Origin of the sequence: Streptomyces arenae (genome assembly GCF_022343545.1) — a bacterium.
GTDB classification, from domain to species: domain Bacteria; phylum Actinomycetota; class Actinomycetes; order Streptomycetales; family Streptomycetaceae; genus Streptomyces; species Streptomyces humi.
The window spans coordinates 17654-36731 of record NZ_JAKQYH010000069.1 but is presented as its reverse complement, the minus strand read 5'-3'; the positions used below and the strand labels follow the sequence as shown (position 1 = coordinate 36731).

The window sequence follows — 19078 nt, the reverse complement described above, 5'->3', positions numbered from 1 at the left end:
GGGCATCGAACCTTTCCTAAAACGAGTTAGGCATGTGGATGACCGACTCGCACCTCTCCCGCCGCGCCCTGCTGCGGTACGGCGCCTACGGCGCGGGGGCCGCCGCGCTGGCCGGTACCGCCGCGAGCTGGGACCGGCTCACCGGGGCCGACATACCCGGCCGGGACGACGGTTCACTCGTCGTCGCCACCCTCGGTTCCGCCTTCGACCCGGCCGCCGTGCACGCGTTGAGCACGGGCTTCCGGAGGCTGCACCCCGACGTCCCGCTGCGGGTGAACGCCGTGCAGGCCGTGGACTGGTCGGACTTCTTCGCGAAGATCCTCACCCAGATCGCGGCGGGCACCGCGCCCGACCTGGTCTATGTCGCCACCGAGGGCGTGCAGTTGTTCGCCGGGCGCCTCGGGGTGCCGCTGGACCGCTGGGTGAAGCGCGACGCGGCCGAGCTGCGCGAGTACTTCGCCGACGTCCATCCCTCGCTGGTGGAGTCGATGATGTACGAGGGGAGCCTGCACCAGCTGCCGGTCGAGTTCAACGCGGCCGACATGTACCTCAACAAGCAGGTGCTGAAGCGGGCCGGCGCGGGCTTCCCGCCGGCCGACTGGACCCGCGACGACTTCACCGCGCTGCTGCGCGAGATGAAACGGTCGAGCGACTCCCACTTCACCCCGTACTTCTGGACCAACCGGCTGTGGGGCGGGGTGGTGCCCTGGCTGTTCAACAACGGCGCCAGTCTCCTCGCCGAGTCCAGGGCGCCCGGCGGGAGCTGGCTGTGGGACACCTTCTACCCGGCGGCCGACCGGGCGGGCCGGGGCGGTGGTTTCCGCTGGACCACCCCGCAGGCCACCTCCGCCCGGGTCGAGGAGGCGTACGACTACCTCGCCTCGCTCATCCAGGAGGACCTGTGCACCCGGCCCGAGGGCGGCAACGGCACCAACCTGGTCGGGGTCTTCTCCACCGGCCGGGTCGGGGTGACGCCGGCGGGCGGCTTCTGGGCGGGCGGTCTGCATCTGGCCGGGATGAAGGCGGACGCCTACGACGTCCAGTACTTCCCGCGCTGGCGTACCCAGCGCATGCAGTTCGGCGCGGCGGGCTACGCGATGCTGCGGACCTCGAAGAAACAGGACGCGGCCTGGGAGTTCATCAAGTACGCGGCCCGCAAGGACGTGATGACCGAGCTGTTCGCTGCCAACCAGACGACTCCGGCCCGGCGTTCGATGCTCACCGCCGGCCGCTACCGGGAGACCGGCCCGACGCGCTGGCAGGTCTTCTACGACACCCTCGACAAGTTCCCCGACACCGGACCGATCCCGGCTCCGCCGCAGGTCGCCGAGGTGACCGACGTGCTGCTCAAGTACACCGGGACGGCGCTGGCGAGTCCGCGCTCGGTGGCGCCGGCGCTGCGCCGGATGCAGGGCGACCTGGAGCAGGCCATGGAGCGTGACCTATGACGAACACCCAGATCACCGCCGGGCCGGCCCGTTCCGTGCCCGCTCCGCCCGCGGTGTCCGTGCGGCCGCCGGCCCGGGAGCGCGGCACGCGGTTGCTGGCCGCGCTCTTCCTGACGCCCACGATCGTCGGGATCGTCGTCTTCACGGTCGTACCGATCATCGGGTCGATCGGCTTGAGTTTCTTCGACTGGAACGTGATAGATCCGCCGAGTTTCGCCGGTGGCGCCAACTACCGGGAGATCGCGAGCGATTCGACCGTCCTGGTCTCGTTCCGGAACACCCTCGTCTTCATGGTGCTCGCGGTCGCCCTGCAACTGGTGATCGCGCTGTCGCTGGCCCTCACGCTGAACGGCCGGATGCCCGGCTGGCTGCGCTCGGTCTTCCGGTCGGCGTTCTTCTTCCCGCTGGTGCTGTCCGCCGCGTCGATCTCGGTGGTGATGAAGTACCTCTTCAACCAGGACTTCGGCGTGGTCAACTGGCTGATCGGGCTGGTCGGTGTCGCGCCGGTGCCCTGGCTGACCTCGGAGCACGGGGCGATGGCCACGGTGATCATCGTCTATGTGTGGCAGCAGTTCGGCTTCTCGTTCCTGCTGTTCGTCGGGGGTCTGAACAACATCCCGAAGGAGATCCACGAGGCCGCCGCCCTGGACGGCGCGAGCGGCCCGCGCAAGCACCTCGCGATCACGCTGCCGCTGCTGTCGCCGACCCTGCTGGTCGCCTCGGTGGTCGGCATCATCAACGCGCTCCAGGTCTTCGAGCAGCCGTACGTCCTGACCGACGGCGGCCCCGGCGACTCCACCCGCACCGTCGTGATGGTGATCTACGAGCGGGCCTTCGAGCAGCTCCGCTTCGGCGAGGCGTCCGCGGTGGGTGTGCTGCTGTTCGTGCTGATCATGGCGGTGACCGCCGTCCAGTTCCGGCTCAGCCGGCGTTTCGTCCACTACCAGTGAGCCGGTGAGACCCTTGAGCCAAGCCACCACCAGCCAAGTCACCACGAGCCAAGCGACCCCGAGCCAAGCGGCCCCTGCCCTCGGCAGCGTCCGGTACCGGCTGACGCCCTGGGCGCGGATCGCCGGACTGACGGTGTGCGCGCTGCTGACGCTCGGTCCGGTCATCTGGACCGTCTCGACCTCCCTGCGCACCCCCGCCGAGTCCTTCGACCTGCCGCCGCGGATCATCCCGGCCCACCCGAGCACGGCCGCCTACCGGGGCGTCTTCGACCAGATCGACGTCTGGCTGCTCGCTCTCAACTCCACCCTGGTGACCGCCCTGGTCGCGGCCGGCCAGATGGTCACGGCCGGGCTCGCGGGATACGCGTTCGCCCGCCTCGAATTCCGTTTCAGGCGACCGCTGTTCGGGCTGGTGCTGGCGACCATGATGGTTCCGCTCCAGGTCACGATCGTGCCGGTGTTCCTGGTGCTGAAGTCGATGGGACTGACCGACACCCTCCTCGGCCTGATCGTCCCGGCGTTCCCGACCGCGTTCGGCACCTTCCTGATGCGGCAGTACTTCCTCGGCATGCCGAAGGACCTCGGCGAGGCGGCCATGCTGGACGGCGCGGGCCCCTGGCGGATCTTCCGGTCCGTGTACGCCCCGCTGGCCACACCGGGGCTGGCGATCGTCGGCGTGCTGGCCTTCAACTACCACTGGAACGAGTTCTTCCGCCCGCTCATCCTCGAGACCTCCGGCCAGAACTACACGCTGCCGCTGGGCCTGGTCTCCCTCCAGGGCAACCTGGGCACCGGCTCCGTCTCGGTCGTCCTCGCCGGTGTCGTGCTGTCGATGCTCCCCGCCGTCGCCGTGTTCCTCGTCGGCCAGCGCCCTCTCCGCGAGGGCATCACCTCCGCAGGAGTCAACCGTTGAGCCCCGCCGCTCCCCAGGACCCGAACGCCCCGCGGTTCCGGGTCCGCCCGCCCGCCAACTGGCTCAACGACCCCAACGGGCCGTTCCGTTGGCAGGGCCGCTACCACCTCTTCTACCAGTACAACCCCGCCGCGCCCGTGCACGCGAACGTCCACTGGGGCCACGCCTCCAGCCCCGACCTGGCCCGCTGGGAGCACCACCCGATCGCTCTCACCCCGACCCCGGGCGGCCCGGACGAGGCCGGCTGCTGGTCGGGGTGCGTGGTCGACGACGACGGCACCCCGACCGCCGTCTACACCGGGGTCGGCCACGACCACACCGGCCTCGGCACGATCTGCCTGGCGCGGGCCGCCGACCCCTTGCTCGTCCGGTGGCGCCCGGAGCCGGCCCCGGTCGTCTCCGCGCCGCCCGAGGGACTCGACGTGGTGATGTTCCGCGACCCCTTCGTCTTCCGGCACGCCGGCCGCCGCCACGCCCTCGTCGGCGCCGGTCTCGCCGACGGCACCGCGTCCGTCCTCGTGTACGACTGCGACGACCTCACCGACTGGCGGTTCACCGGGGTCCTGCTGGACGGCGGCGACCCGGTCGCGGCGGACGCCTTCGGCGACAAGGCGGTGGGCTGGGAGTGCCCGCAGCTGTTCCGGACCGGCGACGGTGATCACGTCCTGGTGGTCTCCCTGTGGGACGGCGACCCGTGCTCCACCGGCTACCTGACGGGCCGTCTCGTCCCGGACGCCGAGGCGGGGCTGCGTTTCGAGCCCCGTACCGGCGGGCGGCTCGACCACGGCCGGGACTTCTACGCACCCGCCGTGCTCCAGGAGGACGGCCGTGCCCTGCTGTGGGGCTGGTCGTGGGAGGCCCGGGACGCCCCCGGGGACTGGGCGGGTGTGCTCACCGCGCCCCGGGTCGTCGGCACGCGTCCCGACGGCGGCCTGCGCGTCACCCCCGCCCCTGAACTGGAACTCCTGCGGGCGCCCGCCCCGTTCGGCGTGGGGCCGCTCCCGGTCTCGTACGACCTGGAGGTCACCGCGCACGACCGGACGACGGTGACCCTGCTCCGGTCGGCCGGCGGCCGGCTGACGATCCGGCTGGATCCCCGGCACGGGACCGTCACCCTGGACCGCACCGGCTGGCCGCGCGCCGGCCGGGAGGGCGCCGCGCCCGTCACCGTCGCCACCACCCCGGACGCACGGCTCACCGTCCGGGTCCTCGTCGACGGCTCGCTGCTCGAACTGTTCGTGGCGGACCGGGCGACGGTCACCGAGCGGGTGTATCAACGCCCCGGTGACGTGCGGGAGTTGACGATCGAAGGGGCCGGCGAGGTCATGGGGTGGGAGCTCGTCCCACCGACGACCGGCTGACCACCGGGCAGGCGATGCGCCGGACGGTGGCGGGCGGGGTGCGGCCGGTGTCGATGGTGTCGAGCAGCAGCCGGGTCGCCGCCTCGCCCATCGCCCGGTGCGGCAGGCCGACCGAGGTGAGCGGCGGGGTGAGGAACGCGGCCATGTGTTCCTGGTCGTCGTAGCCGATCACCGACAGCTCCTCGGGTACGGCGATGCCGAGCCGGGCCGCCGCGTGCAGGACCCCCGCCGCGACCCGGTCGTTGTAGCAGAAGAGGCCGGTCGGGCGGTGGTGCGGGGCGACGCCGTCGAGAAGCCGGGCGGCGCCCTCGTAGCCGGCCGCGATCTCGCCTCCGGTGCGTACGACCCACTCCTTCGGGAGCGGTACGTCCTCGGCACGCAGGGCGTCCCGGAAGCCGCGCAGCCGTTCGACGGAGGCGATGTCGCCCTGGCCGCCGACCATCGCGACCCTGCGGTGCCCGGCCGCCAGGAGCAGCCGGGCCGCCGTACGGCCGCCGGCCCGCTCGGCCGGGACGACGGCAGGCAGCGAGTCGTCCTCGGGCAGGCAGTTGGCGAGCACGGAATGGGTCCGGTGCAGGCCCTCGGGGACGCGCACCCGGCGCAGCGACATCGCCGCGTAGATGATGCCGTCGACGCGCCGGTCGAGGAGTTCGGCGACGGCCGCGTCCTCCTTGGCCGGGTCGCCGCCGGTGTCGATGGTGAGGACGAGGTGGTCGTGGTTCCAGGCGGTGTCCATGGCACCGCGCAGCAGCCGTCCGGCGAAGGGCGAGGACGCGATCTCGTCGGTGACCAGTCCGATCACGGCCGTGCGGCGCCGGCGCAGGCCACGGGCGACGGGGTCGGGCCGGTAGCCGAGTTCGACGGCGGCCGCCCGGATGCGTTCCTGGGTGGCGGGTGACAGGTTGCCCTCGGCGCGGCCGTTGAAGACGAAGGAGACGGCCGTGTGCGAGACGCCGGCGCGCCGGGCCACGTCCTTCGACGTGGGCCGTCCACCGCCGCCGCCGATCCTGCCCTCGCCGCCGCCCATGCCGCCCGCTGTCCGCTCGTCGTGCCCGCCCCGCTTGATCACCGCTCACCCTATCCGTGAGGGTGGGAAGTGGACACAGTCGAGAGAAGGGCCCATCGCGATGAGTATTCCGGAGTACACGCTCAACGACGGCACGACGATCCCCGCGGTCGGCCTGGGCACCTGGCCGATGGACGACGCGCAGGCGGAGCGGGCCGTCCGGGACGCGCTCGAGACGGGTTACCGGCTCGTGGACACGGCGGTGAACTACCGCAACGAGGCCGGCGTCGGCCGGGGTGTCGCGAGCAGCGGTGTGCCCCGCGAGGAGGTGCTGGTCACGACGAAGCTGCCGGGGCGCGACCACGGGTACGAGGAGACCCTCGCCTCGTTCGAGGAGTCGCGGCGGCGGCTGGGTCTGGAGTACGTGGACCTGTACCTGATCCACTGGCCCAACCCCCGGGTCGGCAGGTACGTCGACTCGTGGCGGGCGATGGTCAGGCTGCGCGAGGAGGGTCTGGTGCGCTCGATCGGCGTCTCCAACTTCACCGAGGAGCATCTCGGCCGGCTGGAGAAGGAGACCGGGGTGCTGCCGTCGGTGAACCAGGTGGAGCTGCATCCGCTGTTCCCGCAGGAGGAACTGCGGGCGTTCCACGCGGAGAAGGGCATCGTCACCGAGAGCTGGAGCCCGCTCGGTCAGGACGGGCGGCTGCTGAGCGACCCCGCGATCGTCGGCGTGGCGCAGGCGCTCGGGGTGACGCCCGCGCAGGTGATCCTGCGCTGGCACGTCCAGCTCGGTGCCGTCGCCATCCCGAAGTCGGCGGACGCCGGCCGGCAGCGGACGAACCTGGACGTGTTCGGCTTCCAGCTGCGGGACACCCAGATGACGGCCGTCTCGGAACGCGTCCACCAGCGGCTGGGCGGTGACCCTGACGGACACGAGGAGTTCTGATCCGCTACTCCTCCATGGGCTCCCGCGCCTCCCGGCCGGCCCCGGTCGCGGTGAGGCTCCCGAGGATGTCGATGAGTTCGGCGTCGCGGCTGCCGGGTTCGGCGTGGAAGACGACGAGAGCGAGCCCGTCGGTGCCGTCCATGACGAGTTTGTCCGAGTGCAGTTCCAGGTCGCCGACGAGCGGGTGGGTCAGCCGGCTGACCCGGCCGCGCAGCGGCCGCACCTCGTGCCGGGCCCAGAGGGTGCGGAAGCGCTCGCTGCGCAGCGAGAGGTCGCCGACCAGGTCGCGCAGGCGCGGGTCGTCGGCGTCGCCTCCGGCGTAGGCGCGCAGGGTGGCCACGCCCTCCCGGGTGAGGTCGTCCCAGTCCCTGCGCAGTGCCCGTTCCGCGGGGTCGAGGAAGACGGCCCGCAGCAGGTTGACACCGGGCCGGTAGTTCGGGGACAGCGCCGTGCACAGCGTGTTGGCGGCGAGGCAGTCCCGGTAGCGGTTCTGCACGTAGGCGGGGTTGCGGGTCCAGCCGTCGATGAGCTGCAGGATGCTGGCCGGCACCTGTTCGGTCCGGTGCGGGGCGCGGGTCCGCGGGTCCCGTACGCCGGCGGGCCGGTCCTGGGCCAGGGACACCAGGTGGGCGGTGGCGTCGGGGTCGAGGGCCAGCACCCGGGCGAGCGCTTCGAGCACCTGCACGGAGGGGTTGCGGTCGCGGCCCTGCTCCAGCCGCAGGTAGTAGTCGGAGCTGATGCCGGCGAGCATCGCGACCTCCTCGCGGCGCAGCCCCGGTACGCGACGCAGGCCGCCGCCGGGCAGCCCCACGTCCTCGGGCCGGACCAGGGCGCGGCGGGCCCGCAGGAACTCACCGAGCGCGTTCGAACCGTCCACGCCCCCACCCTACGGTCCGGCCCCGCGCGGTGCCTGGCCCTGGCACTCCCAGGAACACCGGGGCTTAGCCACGGCGGAGGCGGTCGCCGCAGGGTGGTCGGTGAGGAGAGGGAACACCGGTCCCGCCGGTGGCCCCCAACGCTTTCCGAGAGGCACGACACCATGACCGCACAGCTCGCCGGAACCCTGACCCCGGCGGACGGCCTGACCCTCACCCGCGTCGGCTACGGCGCCATGCAGCTGGCCGGCCCGCACGTCTTCGGCCCGCCGAAGGACCGTTCGCGGGCCGTCGCGGTGCTGCGCGCCGCGGTCGCCGCGGGCATCACGCACATCGACACCGCCGACTTCTACGGCCCGGTGGTCGTCAACGAGATCATCAAGGAGGCCCTGCACCCCTACCCTGCGGAGCTGCGGATCGTCACCAAGGTCGGCGCCCGGCGGGCCGCCGACGGCAGCTGGGTGATGATGCGGCACCCCGAGGACCTGAAGGCGCAGGTGTACGACAACCTGCGCAACCTCGGGGTGGAGGCCCTGGACGTGGTCAACCTGCGCCTGGGGGACCTGGACACCCCGAACGAGGACCCGGTCGCCGAGCAGTTCGGCGCGCTGGCGGAGCTGCGCGAGGCGGGTCTGATCCGGCACCTGGGGCTGAGCACGGTCTCGGCCGGTCAGCTGGCCGAGGCCCGGGCGATCGCGCCCGTGGTCACCGTGCAGAACATGTACAACCTGGCCAACCGGCAGGACGACGCGCTGGTCGCGCGGACCGCGGCCGAGAACATCGCCTTCGTGCCGTACTTCCCGCTGGGCGGTTTCAGCCCGCTCCAGTCCGAGACGCTCAGCAAGGTCGCGGACCGGCTCGGTACCTCGGCGCAGCAGGTGGCACTGGCCTGGCTGCTGCAGCGCTCCCCGAACATCGCGCTGATCCCGGGCACCTCCTCCCCCGAGCACCTGCGGGAGAACATCGCCGCCGCCTCCCTGGTGCTGCCCGAGGACGCCGTCGTCGAACTCGACGGGATCGGTCAGCGGGCCGCGGGCTGACGGCCGACGGCGCCCCTGTCGCGGCGGGCGCGGCTCCGCAGGGATGCGGATGACGTCGTTCCGGCCCCGACAGGGCCCCTGGGGGCCTAAGTTCACGAGGGTCTCGATCTTCCCTCGGTTCAGGAGGCTCCCCACATGCGTATCGCGCTCCGTACCGCCCTGGCCGGTGCGGTGGCCGCCGGCACCCTGCTGACGTGCGGCACCGCCCATGCCACCCCGGCCGGGCCCGGGGTCACCGGCCGGGTGATCAGCGAGACCACCATCGGCGACACGGACTACGTCCTGCGGGAGATCACCGTCCCGCCCGGCCAGACCACCGGCTGGCACTACCACGACGGACCGGTCTACGGGTACGTCCAGAAGGGCACCCTCAGCCATTTCCACTCGGACTGCGCGGAGGACGGGGTGTACCGGCGGGGCGGCACGGTGTACGAGCCGGGCGGGGCCGGTGACGTGCACCTGGGTGCCAACCTGGGCGACACCGACCTCGTCCTGGACGTCCTGTACGTGCTGCCGCACGGGTCGCCGTACGCGGAGTCGGTGCCCAACCCGGGCTGCGACTTCGAATGACCCGGGTCACTCCCCCGCGTGGGCGCGGAGCGCGGCGAGGGCCCGGTCGGCGTGCGTGTTCATGCGCAGTTCGCTGCGGACGACCTCCAGGACGGTGCGGTCCTGGGCGATGACGAAGGTGGCCCGCCGGGTCGGGGCGAGCGAGAAGCCGCGCTTGACGCCGAACAGCTCCCGGACCGTGCCGTCGGCGTCGGAGAGCAGCGGCATGTTGAGGGTGTGCTTGCCGGAGAACTCCTGCTGGCGCTCCACGGTGTCCCCGCTGATCCCGACGGGCCGGGCGCCGGCGGCCGCGAACTCGCCCGCGAGGTCCCGGAAGTGGCAGGCCTCCGCGGTGCAGCCCGCCGACAGGGCGGCCGGGTAGAAGAAGAGCACGACCGGCCCGTCGGCCAGCAGCTCCGTGAGGGTCCGGACCGTGCCGGTCTCGTCCGGCAGCGCGAAGTCCTCGACCGTGGTTCCGACCTCGATGGTTCCGGCCATCTAGCGGCCCTCCTCGTTGCGTGCGACACCGCGCGCCCACAGCACCAGGGGGACCTGGAGCGGCAGCCGGGCGAGGGCCGCGGTCCGGTACGGCTGGGGCCGCTTCTGCCAGTCGACGGCCATCTGCACGTTGGCGGGGAACACGCCGACGAAGAAGGCGGCGGCCGCCCGGGCCGCCGCCGCGCGGGTGCGGGGCAGCGCGATCCCCGCGGCCAGCGCCAGCTCCACCGCGCCGCTCCCGTACGTCCAGGTCCGCGGCGACCCCGGCAGGGCCTTGGGGATGGTGGCGTCGAACTGCTTCGGCACGGCGAAGTGGGCGACACCGGCGGCGGCCAGCAGCCCCGCCAGCAACAGGGGTGAACGTTCGGACCGGGACACGCAGCCTCCTCTGACGACCTGCGCCGGATATTACCCGGCGGTACGGTCCCGGTCCGTGCCGGGCCCTGTTCCGGGTAGTAGGTGGCGTCCTGCTTGTCCAGCGTGCTGCCGACCGTTCGGATGTCAACGGGTCGGACGTGCCGGGTGGAGATTCAAGTGCCTTGCGGGGCCGGGGCGTCAGCCCTCAGCGGGCTCGTCCTCGACCGCGTACGACAGGAAGTCGTCGACCATGCGATGGAAGAGCGCGGCCAGCTGTCGCAGCTCCTCGGGCCGCCACTCACCGAGGGCCAGCTGCATGCCACGGGCGCCGGCGTCCCGGACCCGGTCGACGGCCTCCCGGCCGGCGTCGGTGAGCTCGATCCGCTGGGCCCGGCGGTCGTCGGGGTCCGGGACGCGGGTGACGTGGCCCGACCGCTGGAGCTGCTGCACCGTACGGGTCACGTGCGACGCCTCGACTCCGAGCCGCTGCGCGAGCTCCCCCGGGCGCAGCGGCTCGGAGTCGGCGACCTGGCGCAGCAGTGCCACCGCGGCCCGGTCCAGCGGGACGCCCGCGAGGGCCATCAGCCGCTCGTGCTGGCGAGCGCGGGTGCTCAGATAGGTGATGCGCGTCAGGGCACGCTCGATCTCCACGACCTCCGGGGTCGCGGCGGGGACGCTGGACAGCGGTTCCGTGGGCATATCGGTCAGTTTACCATGTAGTTGCGTAACTCAAGTAAGGAGCCGCGCGCCTCGCCGCCCGGGTCCGCGCACCGTTCCACCCCGCCCGCGCCCCGCGTCTCCCGTCCCCGGGAACGTCCCGCGCGTCCCCGGGCACGCGGGGACGACATGGCGCCCGCCGGTCACGGCAATCCTCCCCATCGTGATCACGCTTCGTGGTCACGAGCACGACAGCACGGAGGTTTCCATGTCCCGTCGGATCCTGAAGAACGGCCTGCTGGCCACCGTCGCGGTGTTCGCGTTCCTGCCCACGGCCGGAGCCGCCACCGCGAGCGCCGCCACCCCGATCCCCGCGCCCCAGGGAATCGTGCAGTACTACAACTACACCACCCTGCCCGCCCCGGTGGCCCGCCCTCACCACCGGCACTACGGGTACCGCAGCGTCGGCCGGGTCACCACGCACCACGTCCGCCTCAACGTCCGCTCCGGCCCGGGCACCCGCTACCGCGTCGTCGGCCACCGGCACAGCAACCGGCTCGTCCCGGTGACCTGCAAGGCGTACGGCGGCTCGGTGCGCGGCAACCACACCTGGTACCGGCTCCCGCACCGCGAGGGGTACGTCGCCGCCCGCTACGTCCGGGTCGGGCACGCCGTCCCCTGGTGCTGACATCCCCGCGGCACTGACGCCCCGCTCCCGCCGTACTCCCTGACTGTCGAGGCCTGTTCGGGAACCCCCGGGTTCGCGAACAGGCCTTCGACGCGCCCCCCGTTTCACCGTCTTCACACCTGTCCGCCGATTGCGGGCCCGGTCCCCATGGGAAGCCATCCCGACAACAGGGGCGAAACGCCCATAGCGTAATGAAGTCGAGGCACGCACCATGCGGCACCCCGAAGGAGCGCCCACCACCCCACCGGACGATTCGCCCGCGGCGCGGCTGCGCGAGCTCAAGGAGCGCACGGGGCTGAGCCTGGCGGCGCTGGCCGCCCGCACCCCGTACAGCAAGTCGGCCTGGCACCGCTACCTCTCCGGCGCGAAGCGGCCGCCGCGCCCGGCCGTCGAGGCCCTGGCCCGGCTCGCGGGCGCCGATCCGGCCGCCGTACTGGCGCTGTACGAGGCCGCTGCCGCCGCGCAGGAGCCGGCGGTCGAGCCGGCCGCGCGGCAGCCACGGGCCAGGCGGTGGTGGCGGTTGCCGCTGACCGCGCTCGCACTGCTCGCCGTGGCCGGGGTCACGGCCACCGCTGTGACCGTGTCGTACCGGCGCGGCACACCGGACGCGCAACCCGTGTCCGCGGCGCCGAGGTGCCACGGCCGGTCCTGTCAGGGCGAGTTGCCGAACGCCTCGGCGTGCGCCCGGGACGCGCAGACCAAGAGCGCCGTCGCCGACGCCGCCTACGACGTCCGGCTGCGCTGGTCCCCCGCCTGCGGCACGGCCTGGTCCGAGGTGCGGCTGCACACCCCGCACGCCCGGGAGGTGTCGGTCAGGGCCGGGCAGGACGTGCTGTCCGCGAGTTATCCCGCCGAGGACTCCGTCGGCTACACCAGTCCGATGCTCGCGGTGCCGACGCCCCGTGGTGTGGAGGCCTGCGCCGACGTCGGGGGGAAGCTGGCGTGCACCGGGCTGGAGGCCCAGCCCGATCTGGAGGAGTGAAGGAAAGCGGCGCCGCGCCCGTGGAAGGAGCGCGGCGCCGGACCGCCCGGACGTGCCGTCAGTGGGCGGCGAGCAGTTCCTCCCGGCCCTCGCGGGCCTGCGGCCGCCGCGCCGAGCGCAGGGCGGCGATGCCGATGAACACCATCGAGGAGACACCGGCCAGCGCGAAGGCGGTGAAGCCCCAGTCGCCGTTGCCCGCCGCGAGCAACTGGCCGCCGAGCCACGGGCCGAAGACGGCGCCGAAGCGGCCCATGCCGGAGGTCCAGCCGACGGCGGTGGCGCGGTTGTCCGGGGTGGAGCGGATGGAGACGGTCGCGTAGATCATCGTCTGGGCGCTGTTGAGGAAGACGCCGGTGAGGAAGACGACCAGGGTGGTCACGCCCATCGGCAGGTGGACGCTGAGCAGGTAGACGCCGACGGCGGTGAGGGCGAACCAGACCGCGGCGATGCGCGGGGCGCCGAAGCGGTCGGCGGCGCGGCCGGCCAGCAGCATGCCCACGATGCCGCCGAGGTTGAACACGACGACGAAGGTGAGGGCGTTGGCGAGTGCGTAGCCCTCGGTGCGCATCAGGGTGGGCAGCCAGGTGGCGACACCGTAGACCAGCAGCAGACCGCCGAAGGAGGCCAGCCAGTAGAGCAGGGTCTGGAGCCACTCCCCGCCGCGGAACAGGCCGAGCAACGCGTCCCAGCGGTCGGCGGCGGTCTTCTTGGCCGCGGCGGCGGGCAGTTCGGCCTGGTAGCGCTCGGCCAGGGCGGCGGCCTCCGCGGTGCGGCCCTTGGCGACCAGGAAGCTCAGCGACTCGGGCAGGAACCGGATCAGGACGGGGACGAAGAGCAGCGGGAGCACGCACACCCAGAACGCGGACCGCCAGCCGAACGGGTCGATCAGCCACTTGGCCACGTACGCGGAGAGGATGCCCCCGGCGTGGTGGGCGGTCATCAGCAGGCCGATGGTGATCGCCACCCGGCCGCCCCTGGCGTAGTCGGAGACCATGCTGATCGCGGTCGGCAGCAGCCCGCCGAGGCCGACGCCGGCCAGGGTGCGGCCGAGGCCGAAGACCGCGACGCTGCCCGAGACCGCGCAGATGCCGGAGGCCAGCGAGAACAGCGTGACGCAGCCGGTCATCAGCTGCTTGCGGCCGATCCGGTCCGCGACCGTGCCCGCGGTCAGGGCGCCGACCAGCATGCCGAAGGTGGCGTAGGAGCCGAGGTCGCCCGCCTGGTCCGCGGTGAGGCCGAAGGTCTTCGTCTCCAGCAGGTGGGGCAGCACCGAGCCGTAGATGAACATGTCGAGGCCGTCGAAGAGCACGGCCAGCCAGCACAGGCCGACCACCAGCAGAGCCAGTCTGCCGCCGCGGGCGGAGGGGGCGGGTGAGGAGGACATCGTTGTTTTCCTCTCGTCCAGGAGGCGTTCCCTGGAGGGGATCAGTGAGCGGGCCGCGCGGCTCGTGCGGCTGACCCGTGGTGCGCTAGACGTTAAGGACCCTGGTAACTACTGTCAACGTTTTTGTTAACAATCTCAGGGAAGCGAAAGAGGGTGCCCCGCGCACAGCCGTGCGCCGGGCACCCCCCTGGCCGACCGGTGGCGGATCAGGCGACCGGCGGTGTCCCGTGCGTGTGGAAGGACTCGATCGTCTTCAGGCCCCAGGCCTGCCCCTTGGCCCGCTCGGCCTCGGTCCAGGTGATCAGCGGCCAGTCGGGGGCCAGCACCAGCCGGGTCAGCGGGTTGCACAGCTCGATGCGGTTGCCGCCGGGCTCGTAGACGTACAGGAAGAACGTCTGCTGGATGGCGTGCTTGTGCGGGCCGGTCTCGATGAACACCCCGCTGTCGATGGCGAGATCGGCCGCGCGCAGCACGTCCTCGCGGGTGTCGGTGGCGAACGCGATGTGGTGCAGGCGTCCGGTCGAGCCGGTCCAGTCGGACGTGTAGACGACGTCGTACGACTTGTCGGTGAAGGTCAGCCAGCGGGCGCCGATCCGCCCCGTGTCGAGGCGGATCTGCTCGGTCGGCCGGGCGCCCAGCACCCGTTCCTGGAACTCGGCGTTGGCGAGCACGTCGGCGGCCAGGAAGTTCACGTGGTCGAGGCGGCGGACGCCGACCCCCCGGTTGGGCTTGGCCTGCGGCTGGTTCTTCAGCGCCGGCCTGAGCTCGTCGGGGGCCCGGTAGTGCTCGCTCTCCCAGTAGAGGGCGTGCTCGTGGCCGTCCGGGTCGGTGGTGACGTAGAGCTTGCCGAGTCCGGGTTCGTCCTCGGTCCAGTGGCCGGTGCCGCCCGCTTCCTCGACCGCCCTGACCCGCCGGTACAGCGCCTCCTCGCTGGAGGTGCGCAGGGCGAGCCGGCCGAGGCCGGGCTGCTCGCGGGCGGTGAGCACCAGGCTGTGGTGCTCGTAGTCGTCGAAGGTGCGCAGGTAGACGGTGTCGCCGTGGCGGCCGTTGACGGTCAGTCCGAGGTAGTCGGTGAAGAAGGCGACGCTGGCGTCCAGGTCCGGGGTGAAGAGCTGGGCGTGGCCGACATGGGCGATGTCACCGAGGGGCGGGGCCATCGTTGCCTCCTTGGGGTTGTGCGGGAACGGCGGCGGCACGGGGGAAGACGGTGCCGTCGAAGATCTTGCGGGCGGTGCGGACGACCGCGGTGCGGCGGACGGCCGGCGGGCTGCCGTCGGCTCCGGGGTCGACTCCGGCGTCGATCTCCAGGAAACCGGTGGGGTGTTCGATGCGGACGCGGTCCCCGTGGTCCGGGAGCCGGGCGATCCCCTCCCCCACCCCGCCGGGCAGCCGCAGGCCCGCGGCCACGCCGGCGGCGCCGAGGACACCGATCGAGGTGTGGCAGCGCACCGGGATGAAGGTCCGGGTGGCGACCGCGCCCCCGGAGCGGGGCGGGGCGAGCAGGCTGAGCTTGGGCACGGTCGCGGTCTCGACGTCGCCGAGGCCCATCAGCCTGCCCGCCGCCAGCCGGAGCTCGCGGAGCCGGTCGGCCAGGGCGAGGTTCTCCTCCAGGTCCTTGGGCGCCTCGTACCCGGTGACACCGAGGGCGCTCGCCGCGACGAGCACGGTCGGCATGCCGTTGTCGACGCAGGTCACCGTCGTACCGGCGACGGTGTCGCGGACGTTGCCGGTGGGCAGCAGCGGTTTCCGGCCGGGCGGGAACTCGATCACCACCGGGGCGGCCGTGCCCGGGACGCCGGAGATCTCGGCGTGCCCGGTGTAGTCGACGCGCCCGCCCGGGGTCGGGAAGGTGGCGACCGCCGATTCCCCCGTGTTGAGCATGCGGATGCGCACGGACGTCTCGCCGTCACCGGCGGCCACGAGCCCCCGCTCCACGGCGAACGGGCCGACGCCGGCGAGGATGTTCCCGCAGTTCTGACGGTCGGACACCTCCGGCCGGTCGACCGCCACTTGCAGGAAGAGGTAGTCGACGTCCGCCTCGGGATCCGCCGACGCCGAGACCACCGCCACCTTGCTGGTGAGGGGGTGCGCCCCGCCCAGGCCGTCGATCTGGCGCGGGTCGGGGCTGCCCATGACCCGCAGCAGCAGCTCGTCGCGCGCGGCGGGAGCGGCGGGCAGGTCGCCGGCCAGGAAGTACGCGCCCTTGGAGGTGCCGCCGCGCATCAGCATGCAGCGCACCTCTTCGGAGCCGGTCACTTCGCCTGCTCCTCGTACTCCTCGTACGTGCGGTACTCCACGCCGAGCCGCCGGAGCGTCTCCCGCAGTCCGTAGCGGTCCAGGCCGAGTTCACCGTCGAGGAAGGCGGCGCGGGTCGCGGCCTCCTTGGCCTCGCGGGCCGCGGACTTCTCGACGGTCTCGCGGGCGCGCTCCCTGGGTACGACCACCACCCCGTCGTCGTCCGCGAGGATCACGTCGCCCGGGCGGACCACCTGGCCGTCGATGGCGACCGGCACGTTGACCGAGCCACCGGTGGCCTTGACCGTGCCCTGCGCGGAGACCGCCCGGGACCAGGCGGCGAAGCCCATCTCGCGCAGCTCCTGGGTGTCGCGGATGCCGGTGTTGAGGACCACCCCGCGCACCCCGCGCTGCTTCAGCGCGGTCGCGAACAGCTCGCCGAACAGGCCGTCCGTGCAGGGCGAGGTGGTGGTGACGACCAGGATGTCGCCCTCGCCGCACTGCTCGACCGCCGCGTGGATCATGAGGTTGTCGCCGGGCCAGCCGAGCACGGTGACGGCCGTGCCGGCCACCCGCACGCCCTGCTGGACGGGCCGGATCTCCGGACCGAGCAGCCCGGTCCGCCCCATCGCCTCGCTCACGGTGGCCACCCCGAAGCCGGCCAGCGCGTCGACGTCCTTCAGCTCCGCCTTCGGCGGGTCGGTGACGATCACGCCGCTCACGCCAGCTCCTTCGCGATCTGCGGGAAGGGGCGCATGAAGGCCTCGGCCATGGTGTCGTGCGCCAGGCCCAGGTTGGGTCCCGCGTTCCGCTTCAGCTGGACGCCCCGGCGGACCGCGAGGTCGGTGTAGTAGGCCCACAGGTGCTGCTGGGCGCCGAGGCACTCCATCGCCTTGCGCTTGGTGTCCCAGACCTCGGTGATGTCCAGCAGGACCTCGGGCCGGAAGCCGCTCATCTCCGGCTGGTGCGGCTCGAAGTAGAAGACCGGCGGGGCGCCGATGATGTCGCCCTCGCCCGGGTAGCCGATGGCCTGGGCGAGGATCCGGGCCTCCAGGGCCATGCGGTTGGCGGCCGGGTGGTCGCCGTTGTAGGGGTCGTCGACGGGGTGCGTGAGCACGACGTCGGGCTGGGTCTCGCGGTAGACGGCGACCAGCCGGTCCGTGAGCTCGGCGGAGGCGACCAGCGGGTAGTCGCCGGCGTCGAAGAAGCGGACCTCGGCGCCGAGCGCGGCGGCGGCCCGCTCGGCCTCCTCCCGGCGTATCGCCTTGATCTCCTCGACGTTCCTGCCCTCGCGCCACGCCTTGGCGGACTCACCTCGTTCGCCGAAGGTCAGACACGCGATGGTGACCTTCTCGCCCCGGGACGCGGCCAGGGCGATGGCTCCGCCCGCCCGCCACACGAAGTCCCCGGCGTGCGCGGTGACCACCAGGGTGGACCGCGGTGGGTTGGTGGCAGGCGCGTCGGCATGCGTCATTGCAGAAATCTCCTTGGTGGACAGGTGTGCGCCCACCCCGCCCGGGCGTGCTCAGTCGCGCAGTGCTTCGATCACGCTCGTGAGGTGGGCGCGGACGGCCGCCTCGGCCGCCTGCGGGTCCCTGGCCCTGATCGCCTCGATCATCGCCAGGTGCTCGTTCAGGGAGTGCTGCGGACGCCCCGGGCGCAGTGCCAGCTGGAAGCGGTGCCGCACCAGTTGGGCGTTGAGCCGCTCCAGCAGTTCCACGGCGGTCCCCTGGCCGGAGATCACCCGGATCCGGGCATGCAGCTCCTGGTTGAGCTCGGAGTAGGTGACCGGTTCGCCGTCGGCGACGGCCTTGGTCATGGCCGCCCCGAGGTCGGCGAGCTCGGTGAGCTGCTCGTCGCTGGCCGCGACGGCCGCCTTCGCCGCGCACAGTCCTTCCAGGACCATGCGGCACTCGGTGATCGCGACCGCCTCCTGCACGGTCACCACCCGCACCCGCGAGCCGCGGTTGCGGATCCGCTCCACCAGTCCCTGGGCCTCCAGATCGATCAGAGCCGCACGGATGCTGGCCCGTGTCACACCGAACTCCTCGGCGAGCTCGTTCTCCACCAGCCGCTGGGCCGGAGCCATCTCGCCGTGCAGGATCGCCTGCCGCAGCAGCGTGAGCGCATGCTGCTTGGCCTGCTCTCCGCTGGTCGGACGGGCTTCTTTCGGCATCGTGCCCTCCCTGAGTGAGTGCCTGTCGAACGTAAATCTAGCCAAACAAGATTGTCAACAATTTTGTCTGCCGTATTGCCGGGACTGCTCGGCCGAGCATGGCCGGACCGCACGCTCAGCCGGTGCGGTACAGCTCGCTGAGCAGTTCGAGCACGGCCTGCTGGGCCGGGTGCGGATCGTCCCGCCACCAGGCCAGCCGGACGGCCACCGGTTCGGCGTCCCGCACCGGCCGGTAGGCGATACCGGGCCGCGGGTACTGGTGCGCGGTGGACTCCGCGGTCACCCCGACGCCACGGCCGGCGGCGATCTCGGTCAGCCAGTCGTCGACGGAGTGGGTCTCCTCGACGGCCGGGCGGATCTCCGGCGGCCACAGTTCGGGCGTGGTGGTGCCGGTGCGCCGGTCGGTCAGGACGGTCCGCCCGGTGAGATCCGCGAGCCGTACGGACCGGCGCCGGGCCAGCGGATCGTCGGCGGCCGTCGCGCACAGCCGCCGCTCCAGGCCCACGATGGCCGTGTCGAACCGCCGGTCCTCCAACGGCCGCCGCACCACGGCCAGATCGCAGGCCCCTTCGCCGAGTCCCGCGGACGGCGAGTTGACCTGGATCAGATGCAGGTCGGTCGAGGGGTGCGCCGCGTGCCATCCCCGCTGGAAGGCGACGGTGTGCCGCCCCACCGCCGACCAGGCGTAACCGATCCGCAGCCGGGCCGGCCCCGCGGCGGCCTCCTCGACCAGCCCGGCGACGTCCGCCAGCACCCGCCGGGCCCGCTCCACCACCCGCAGCCCGGTCGCCGTCGGCGTGACCTCCCGCGAGGTGCGCCGCAGCAGCCTCACCCCGAGGGTCCGTTCGAGCCCGGCCAGGGTGCGGGAGACGGCCGCCTGGGACACCCCGAGGACGATCGCCGCGTCGGTGAAGGTGCCCTCGTCGACGATGGCGACGAGACAGCGCAGCTGACGTAGCTCCACCCCATCCATACGCTCATCGTATAGATAGCGAAGCGCATGCATTTTG

21 protein-coding genes are annotated in these 19078 nt (G+C 72.5%); 9 read left to right on the top strand and 12 right to left on the bottom strand.

The features are described 5' to 3' along the window. Positions 1-38 precede the first annotated feature (38 nt). The 4 genes from MB828_RS31805 (at position 39) to MB828_RS31790 (ending at position 4672) form a co-directional block, all read left to right on the top strand. Complete coding sequence (locus tag MB828_RS31805) at positions 39-1448, top strand: extracellular solute-binding protein (protein WP_301651190.1); 1410 nt, start codon at positions 39-41, stop codon at positions 1446-1448. After that, positions 1445-2398, top strand: coding sequence for a carbohydrate ABC transporter permease (locus MB828_RS31800; RefSeq protein ID WP_301651189.1), 954 nt, complete (start codon positions 1445-1447; stop codon positions 2396-2398). Before MB828_RS31805 ends, MB828_RS31800 begins: the two co-directional genes overlap by 4 nt. Before the next feature lie 100 nt (positions 2399-2498). Then, positions 2499-3311, top strand: coding sequence for a carbohydrate ABC transporter permease (locus MB828_RS31795; protein ID WP_301651382.1), 813 nt, complete (start codon positions 2499-2501; stop codon positions 3309-3311). Beyond that, positions 3308-4672, top strand: coding sequence for a glycoside hydrolase family 32 protein (locus MB828_RS31790; RefSeq protein ID WP_301651188.1), 1365 nt, complete (start codon positions 3308-3310; stop codon positions 4670-4672). The genes MB828_RS31795 and MB828_RS31790 overlap by 4 nt, the downstream gene beginning before the upstream one ends. Here the strand turns inward: MB828_RS31790 and MB828_RS31785 are convergent. Continuing rightward, a complete protein-coding gene (locus MB828_RS31785; RefSeq protein ID WP_301651381.1) occupies positions 4635-5699 on the bottom strand; it encodes a LacI family DNA-binding transcriptional regulator in 1065 nt (354 codons plus the stop codon). The genes MB828_RS31790 and MB828_RS31785 overlap by 38 nt on opposite strands. A gap of 100 nt (positions 5700-5799) precedes the next feature. Between MB828_RS31785 and MB828_RS31780 the strand changes: the two genes are divergently transcribed. Further along, positions 5800-6627 (top strand): aldo/keto reductase, encoded by an 828-nt coding sequence (locus tag MB828_RS31780; RefSeq protein WP_301651187.1) that lies wholly within the window; start codon positions 5800-5802, stop codon positions 6625-6627. A 4-nt stretch (positions 6628-6631) separates the two neighbouring features. Here the strand turns inward: MB828_RS31780 and MB828_RS31775 are convergent, their stop codons facing one another. Continuing rightward, positions 6632-7504: a helix-turn-helix domain-containing protein gene (locus MB828_RS31775; protein WP_301651186.1), complete on the bottom strand. Its 873-nt coding sequence runs from the start codon at positions 7502-7504 to the stop codon at positions 6632-6634. 162 nt (positions 7505-7666) lie between these two features. On the opposite strand from MB828_RS31775, the gene MB828_RS31770 reads away from it, so the two are divergent. Then, entirely contained in the window at positions 7667-8542 is an 876-nt protein-coding gene (locus MB828_RS31770) for an oxidoreductase (protein ID WP_301651185.1), read from the top strand. A gap of 135 nt (positions 8543-8677) precedes the next feature. Further along, positions 8678-9112 (top strand): cupin domain-containing protein, encoded by a 435-nt coding sequence (locus MB828_RS31765; protein ID WP_301651184.1) that lies wholly within the window; start codon positions 8678-8680, stop codon positions 9110-9112. Positions 9113-9118: 6 nt separating this feature from the next. On the opposite strand, the gene MB828_RS31760 is transcribed toward MB828_RS31765, so the two are convergent. From MB828_RS31760 to MB828_RS31750, 3 genes are all read right to left on the bottom strand, one after another. Then, positions 9119-9589: a peroxiredoxin gene (locus tag MB828_RS31760; protein ID WP_301651183.1), complete on the bottom strand. Its 471-nt coding sequence runs from the start codon at positions 9587-9589 to the stop codon at positions 9119-9121. Then, a complete protein-coding gene (locus MB828_RS31755) occupies positions 9590-9967 on the bottom strand; it encodes a DoxX family protein (RefSeq protein ID WP_133023998.1) in 378 nt (125 codons plus the stop codon). A 177-nt stretch (positions 9968-10144) separates the two neighbouring features. Then, a complete protein-coding gene (locus MB828_RS31750; protein WP_301651182.1) occupies positions 10145-10645 on the bottom strand; it encodes a MarR family winged helix-turn-helix transcriptional regulator in 501 nt (166 codons plus the stop codon). A 226-nt stretch (positions 10646-10871) separates the two neighbouring features. Between MB828_RS31750 and MB828_RS31745 the strand changes: the two genes are divergently transcribed. Together MB828_RS31745 and MB828_RS31740 are read left to right on the top strand one after the other, a co-directional pair. Further along, on the top strand, positions 10872-11291 hold the full coding sequence (locus MB828_RS31745; protein ID WP_133023996.1) for an SH3 domain-containing protein: 420 nt from the start codon (positions 10872-10874) through the stop codon (positions 11289-11291). 211 nt (positions 11292-11502) lie between these two features. Then, positions 11503-12273, top strand: coding sequence for a helix-turn-helix domain-containing protein (locus MB828_RS31740; RefSeq protein WP_301651181.1), 771 nt, complete (start codon positions 11503-11505; stop codon positions 12271-12273). A 58-nt stretch (positions 12274-12331) separates the two neighbouring features. Here the strand turns inward: MB828_RS31740 and MB828_RS31735 are convergent, their stop codons facing one another. The 7 genes from MB828_RS31735 to MB828_RS31705 all read right to left on the bottom strand — a co-directional run bounded on the left by MB828_RS31735 (position 12332) and on the right by MB828_RS31705 (position 19041). Beyond that, positions 12332-13657 carry an MFS transporter gene (locus MB828_RS31735; protein WP_133023994.1) on the bottom strand — a complete coding sequence of 442 codons (1326 nt, stop codon included), beginning with the start codon at positions 13655-13657 and terminating at the stop codon, positions 12332-12334. 206 nt (positions 13658-13863) lie between these two features. Beyond that, entirely contained in the window at positions 13864-14814 is a 951-nt protein-coding gene (locus tag MB828_RS31730; protein WP_301651180.1) for a VOC family protein, read from the bottom strand. Continuing rightward, a complete protein-coding gene (locus tag MB828_RS31725; protein ID WP_301651179.1) occupies positions 14795-15913 on the bottom strand; it encodes a 4-oxalomesaconate tautomerase in 1119 nt (372 codons plus the stop codon). The genes MB828_RS31730 and MB828_RS31725 overlap by 20 nt, the downstream gene beginning before the upstream one ends. Beyond that, positions 15910-16614 carry a 4-carboxy-4-hydroxy-2-oxoadipate aldolase/oxaloacetate decarboxylase gene (locus MB828_RS31720; RefSeq protein WP_133023992.1) on the bottom strand — a complete coding sequence of 235 codons (705 nt, stop codon included), beginning with the start codon at positions 16612-16614 and terminating at the stop codon, positions 15910-15912. The genes MB828_RS31725 and MB828_RS31720 overlap by 4 nt, the downstream gene beginning before the upstream one ends. After that, positions 16611-17366: a PIG-L deacetylase family protein gene (locus tag MB828_RS31715; protein ID WP_133023991.1), complete on the bottom strand. Its 756-nt coding sequence runs from the start codon at positions 17364-17366 to the stop codon at positions 16611-16613. The genes MB828_RS31720 and MB828_RS31715 overlap by 4 nt, the downstream gene beginning before the upstream one ends. Positions 17367-17417: 51 nt before the next feature. Continuing rightward, on the bottom strand, positions 17418-18068 hold the full coding sequence (locus MB828_RS31710) for a GntR family transcriptional regulator (protein ID WP_301651178.1): 651 nt from the start codon (positions 18066-18068) through the stop codon (positions 17418-17420). A gap of 115 nt (positions 18069-18183) precedes the next feature. Further along, positions 18184-19041, bottom strand: a complete 858-nt coding sequence (locus MB828_RS31705) for a LysR family transcriptional regulator (RefSeq protein ID WP_301651177.1) — start codon at positions 19039-19041, stop codon at positions 18184-18186. Positions 19042-19078: the final 37 nt, after the last annotated feature.

Coding starts and splice junctions, on each gene's coding strand:
- MB828_RS31805 (WP_301651190.1), top strand. CDS start 39: ATGACCGACTCGCACCTCTCCCGCCGCGCCCTGCTGCGGTACGGCGCC.
- MB828_RS31800 (WP_301651189.1), top strand. CDS start 1,445: ATGACGAACACCCAGATCACCGCCGGGCCGGCCCGTTCCGTGCCCGCT.
- MB828_RS31785 (WP_301651381.1), bottom strand. CDS start 5,699: ATGGGCGGCGGCGAGGGCAGGATCGGCGGCGGCGGTGGACGGCCCACG.
- MB828_RS31780 (WP_301651187.1), top strand. CDS start 5,800: ATGAGTATTCCGGAGTACACGCTCAACGACGGCACGACGATCCCCGCG.
- MB828_RS31770 (WP_301651185.1), top strand. CDS start 7,667: ATGACCGCACAGCTCGCCGGAACCCTGACCCCGGCGGACGGCCTGACC.
- MB828_RS31765 (WP_301651184.1), top strand. CDS start 8,678: ATGCGTATCGCGCTCCGTACCGCCCTGGCCGGTGCGGTGGCCGCCGGC.
- MB828_RS31760 (WP_301651183.1), bottom strand. CDS start 9,589: ATGGCCGGAACCATCGAGGTCGGAACCACGGTCGAGGACTTCGCGCTG.
- MB828_RS31750 (WP_301651182.1), bottom strand. CDS start 10,645: ATGCCCACGGAACCGCTGTCCAGCGTCCCCGCCGCGACCCCGGAGGTC.
- MB828_RS31745 (WP_133023996.1), top strand. CDS start 10,872: ATGTCCCGTCGGATCCTGAAGAACGGCCTGCTGGCCACCGTCGCGGTG.
- MB828_RS31740 (WP_301651181.1), top strand. CDS start 11,503: ATGCGGCACCCCGAAGGAGCGCCCACCACCCCACCGGACGATTCGCCC.
- MB828_RS31735 (WP_133023994.1), bottom strand. CDS start 13,657: ATGTCCTCCTCACCCGCCCCCTCCGCCCGCGGCGGCAGACTGGCTCTG.
- MB828_RS31730 (WP_301651180.1), bottom strand. CDS start 14,814: ATGGCCCCGCCCCTCGGTGACATCGCCCATGTCGGCCACGCCCAGCTC.
- MB828_RS31715 (WP_133023991.1), bottom strand. CDS start 17,366: ATGACGCATGCCGACGCGCCTGCCACCAACCCACCGCGGTCCACCCTG.
- MB828_RS31710 (WP_301651178.1), bottom strand. CDS start 18,068: ATGCCGAAAGAAGCCCGTCCGACCAGCGGAGAGCAGGCCAAGCAGCAT.
- MB828_RS31705 (WP_301651177.1), bottom strand. CDS start 19,041: ATGGATGGGGTGGAGCTACGTCAGCTGCGCTGTCTCGTCGCCATCGTC.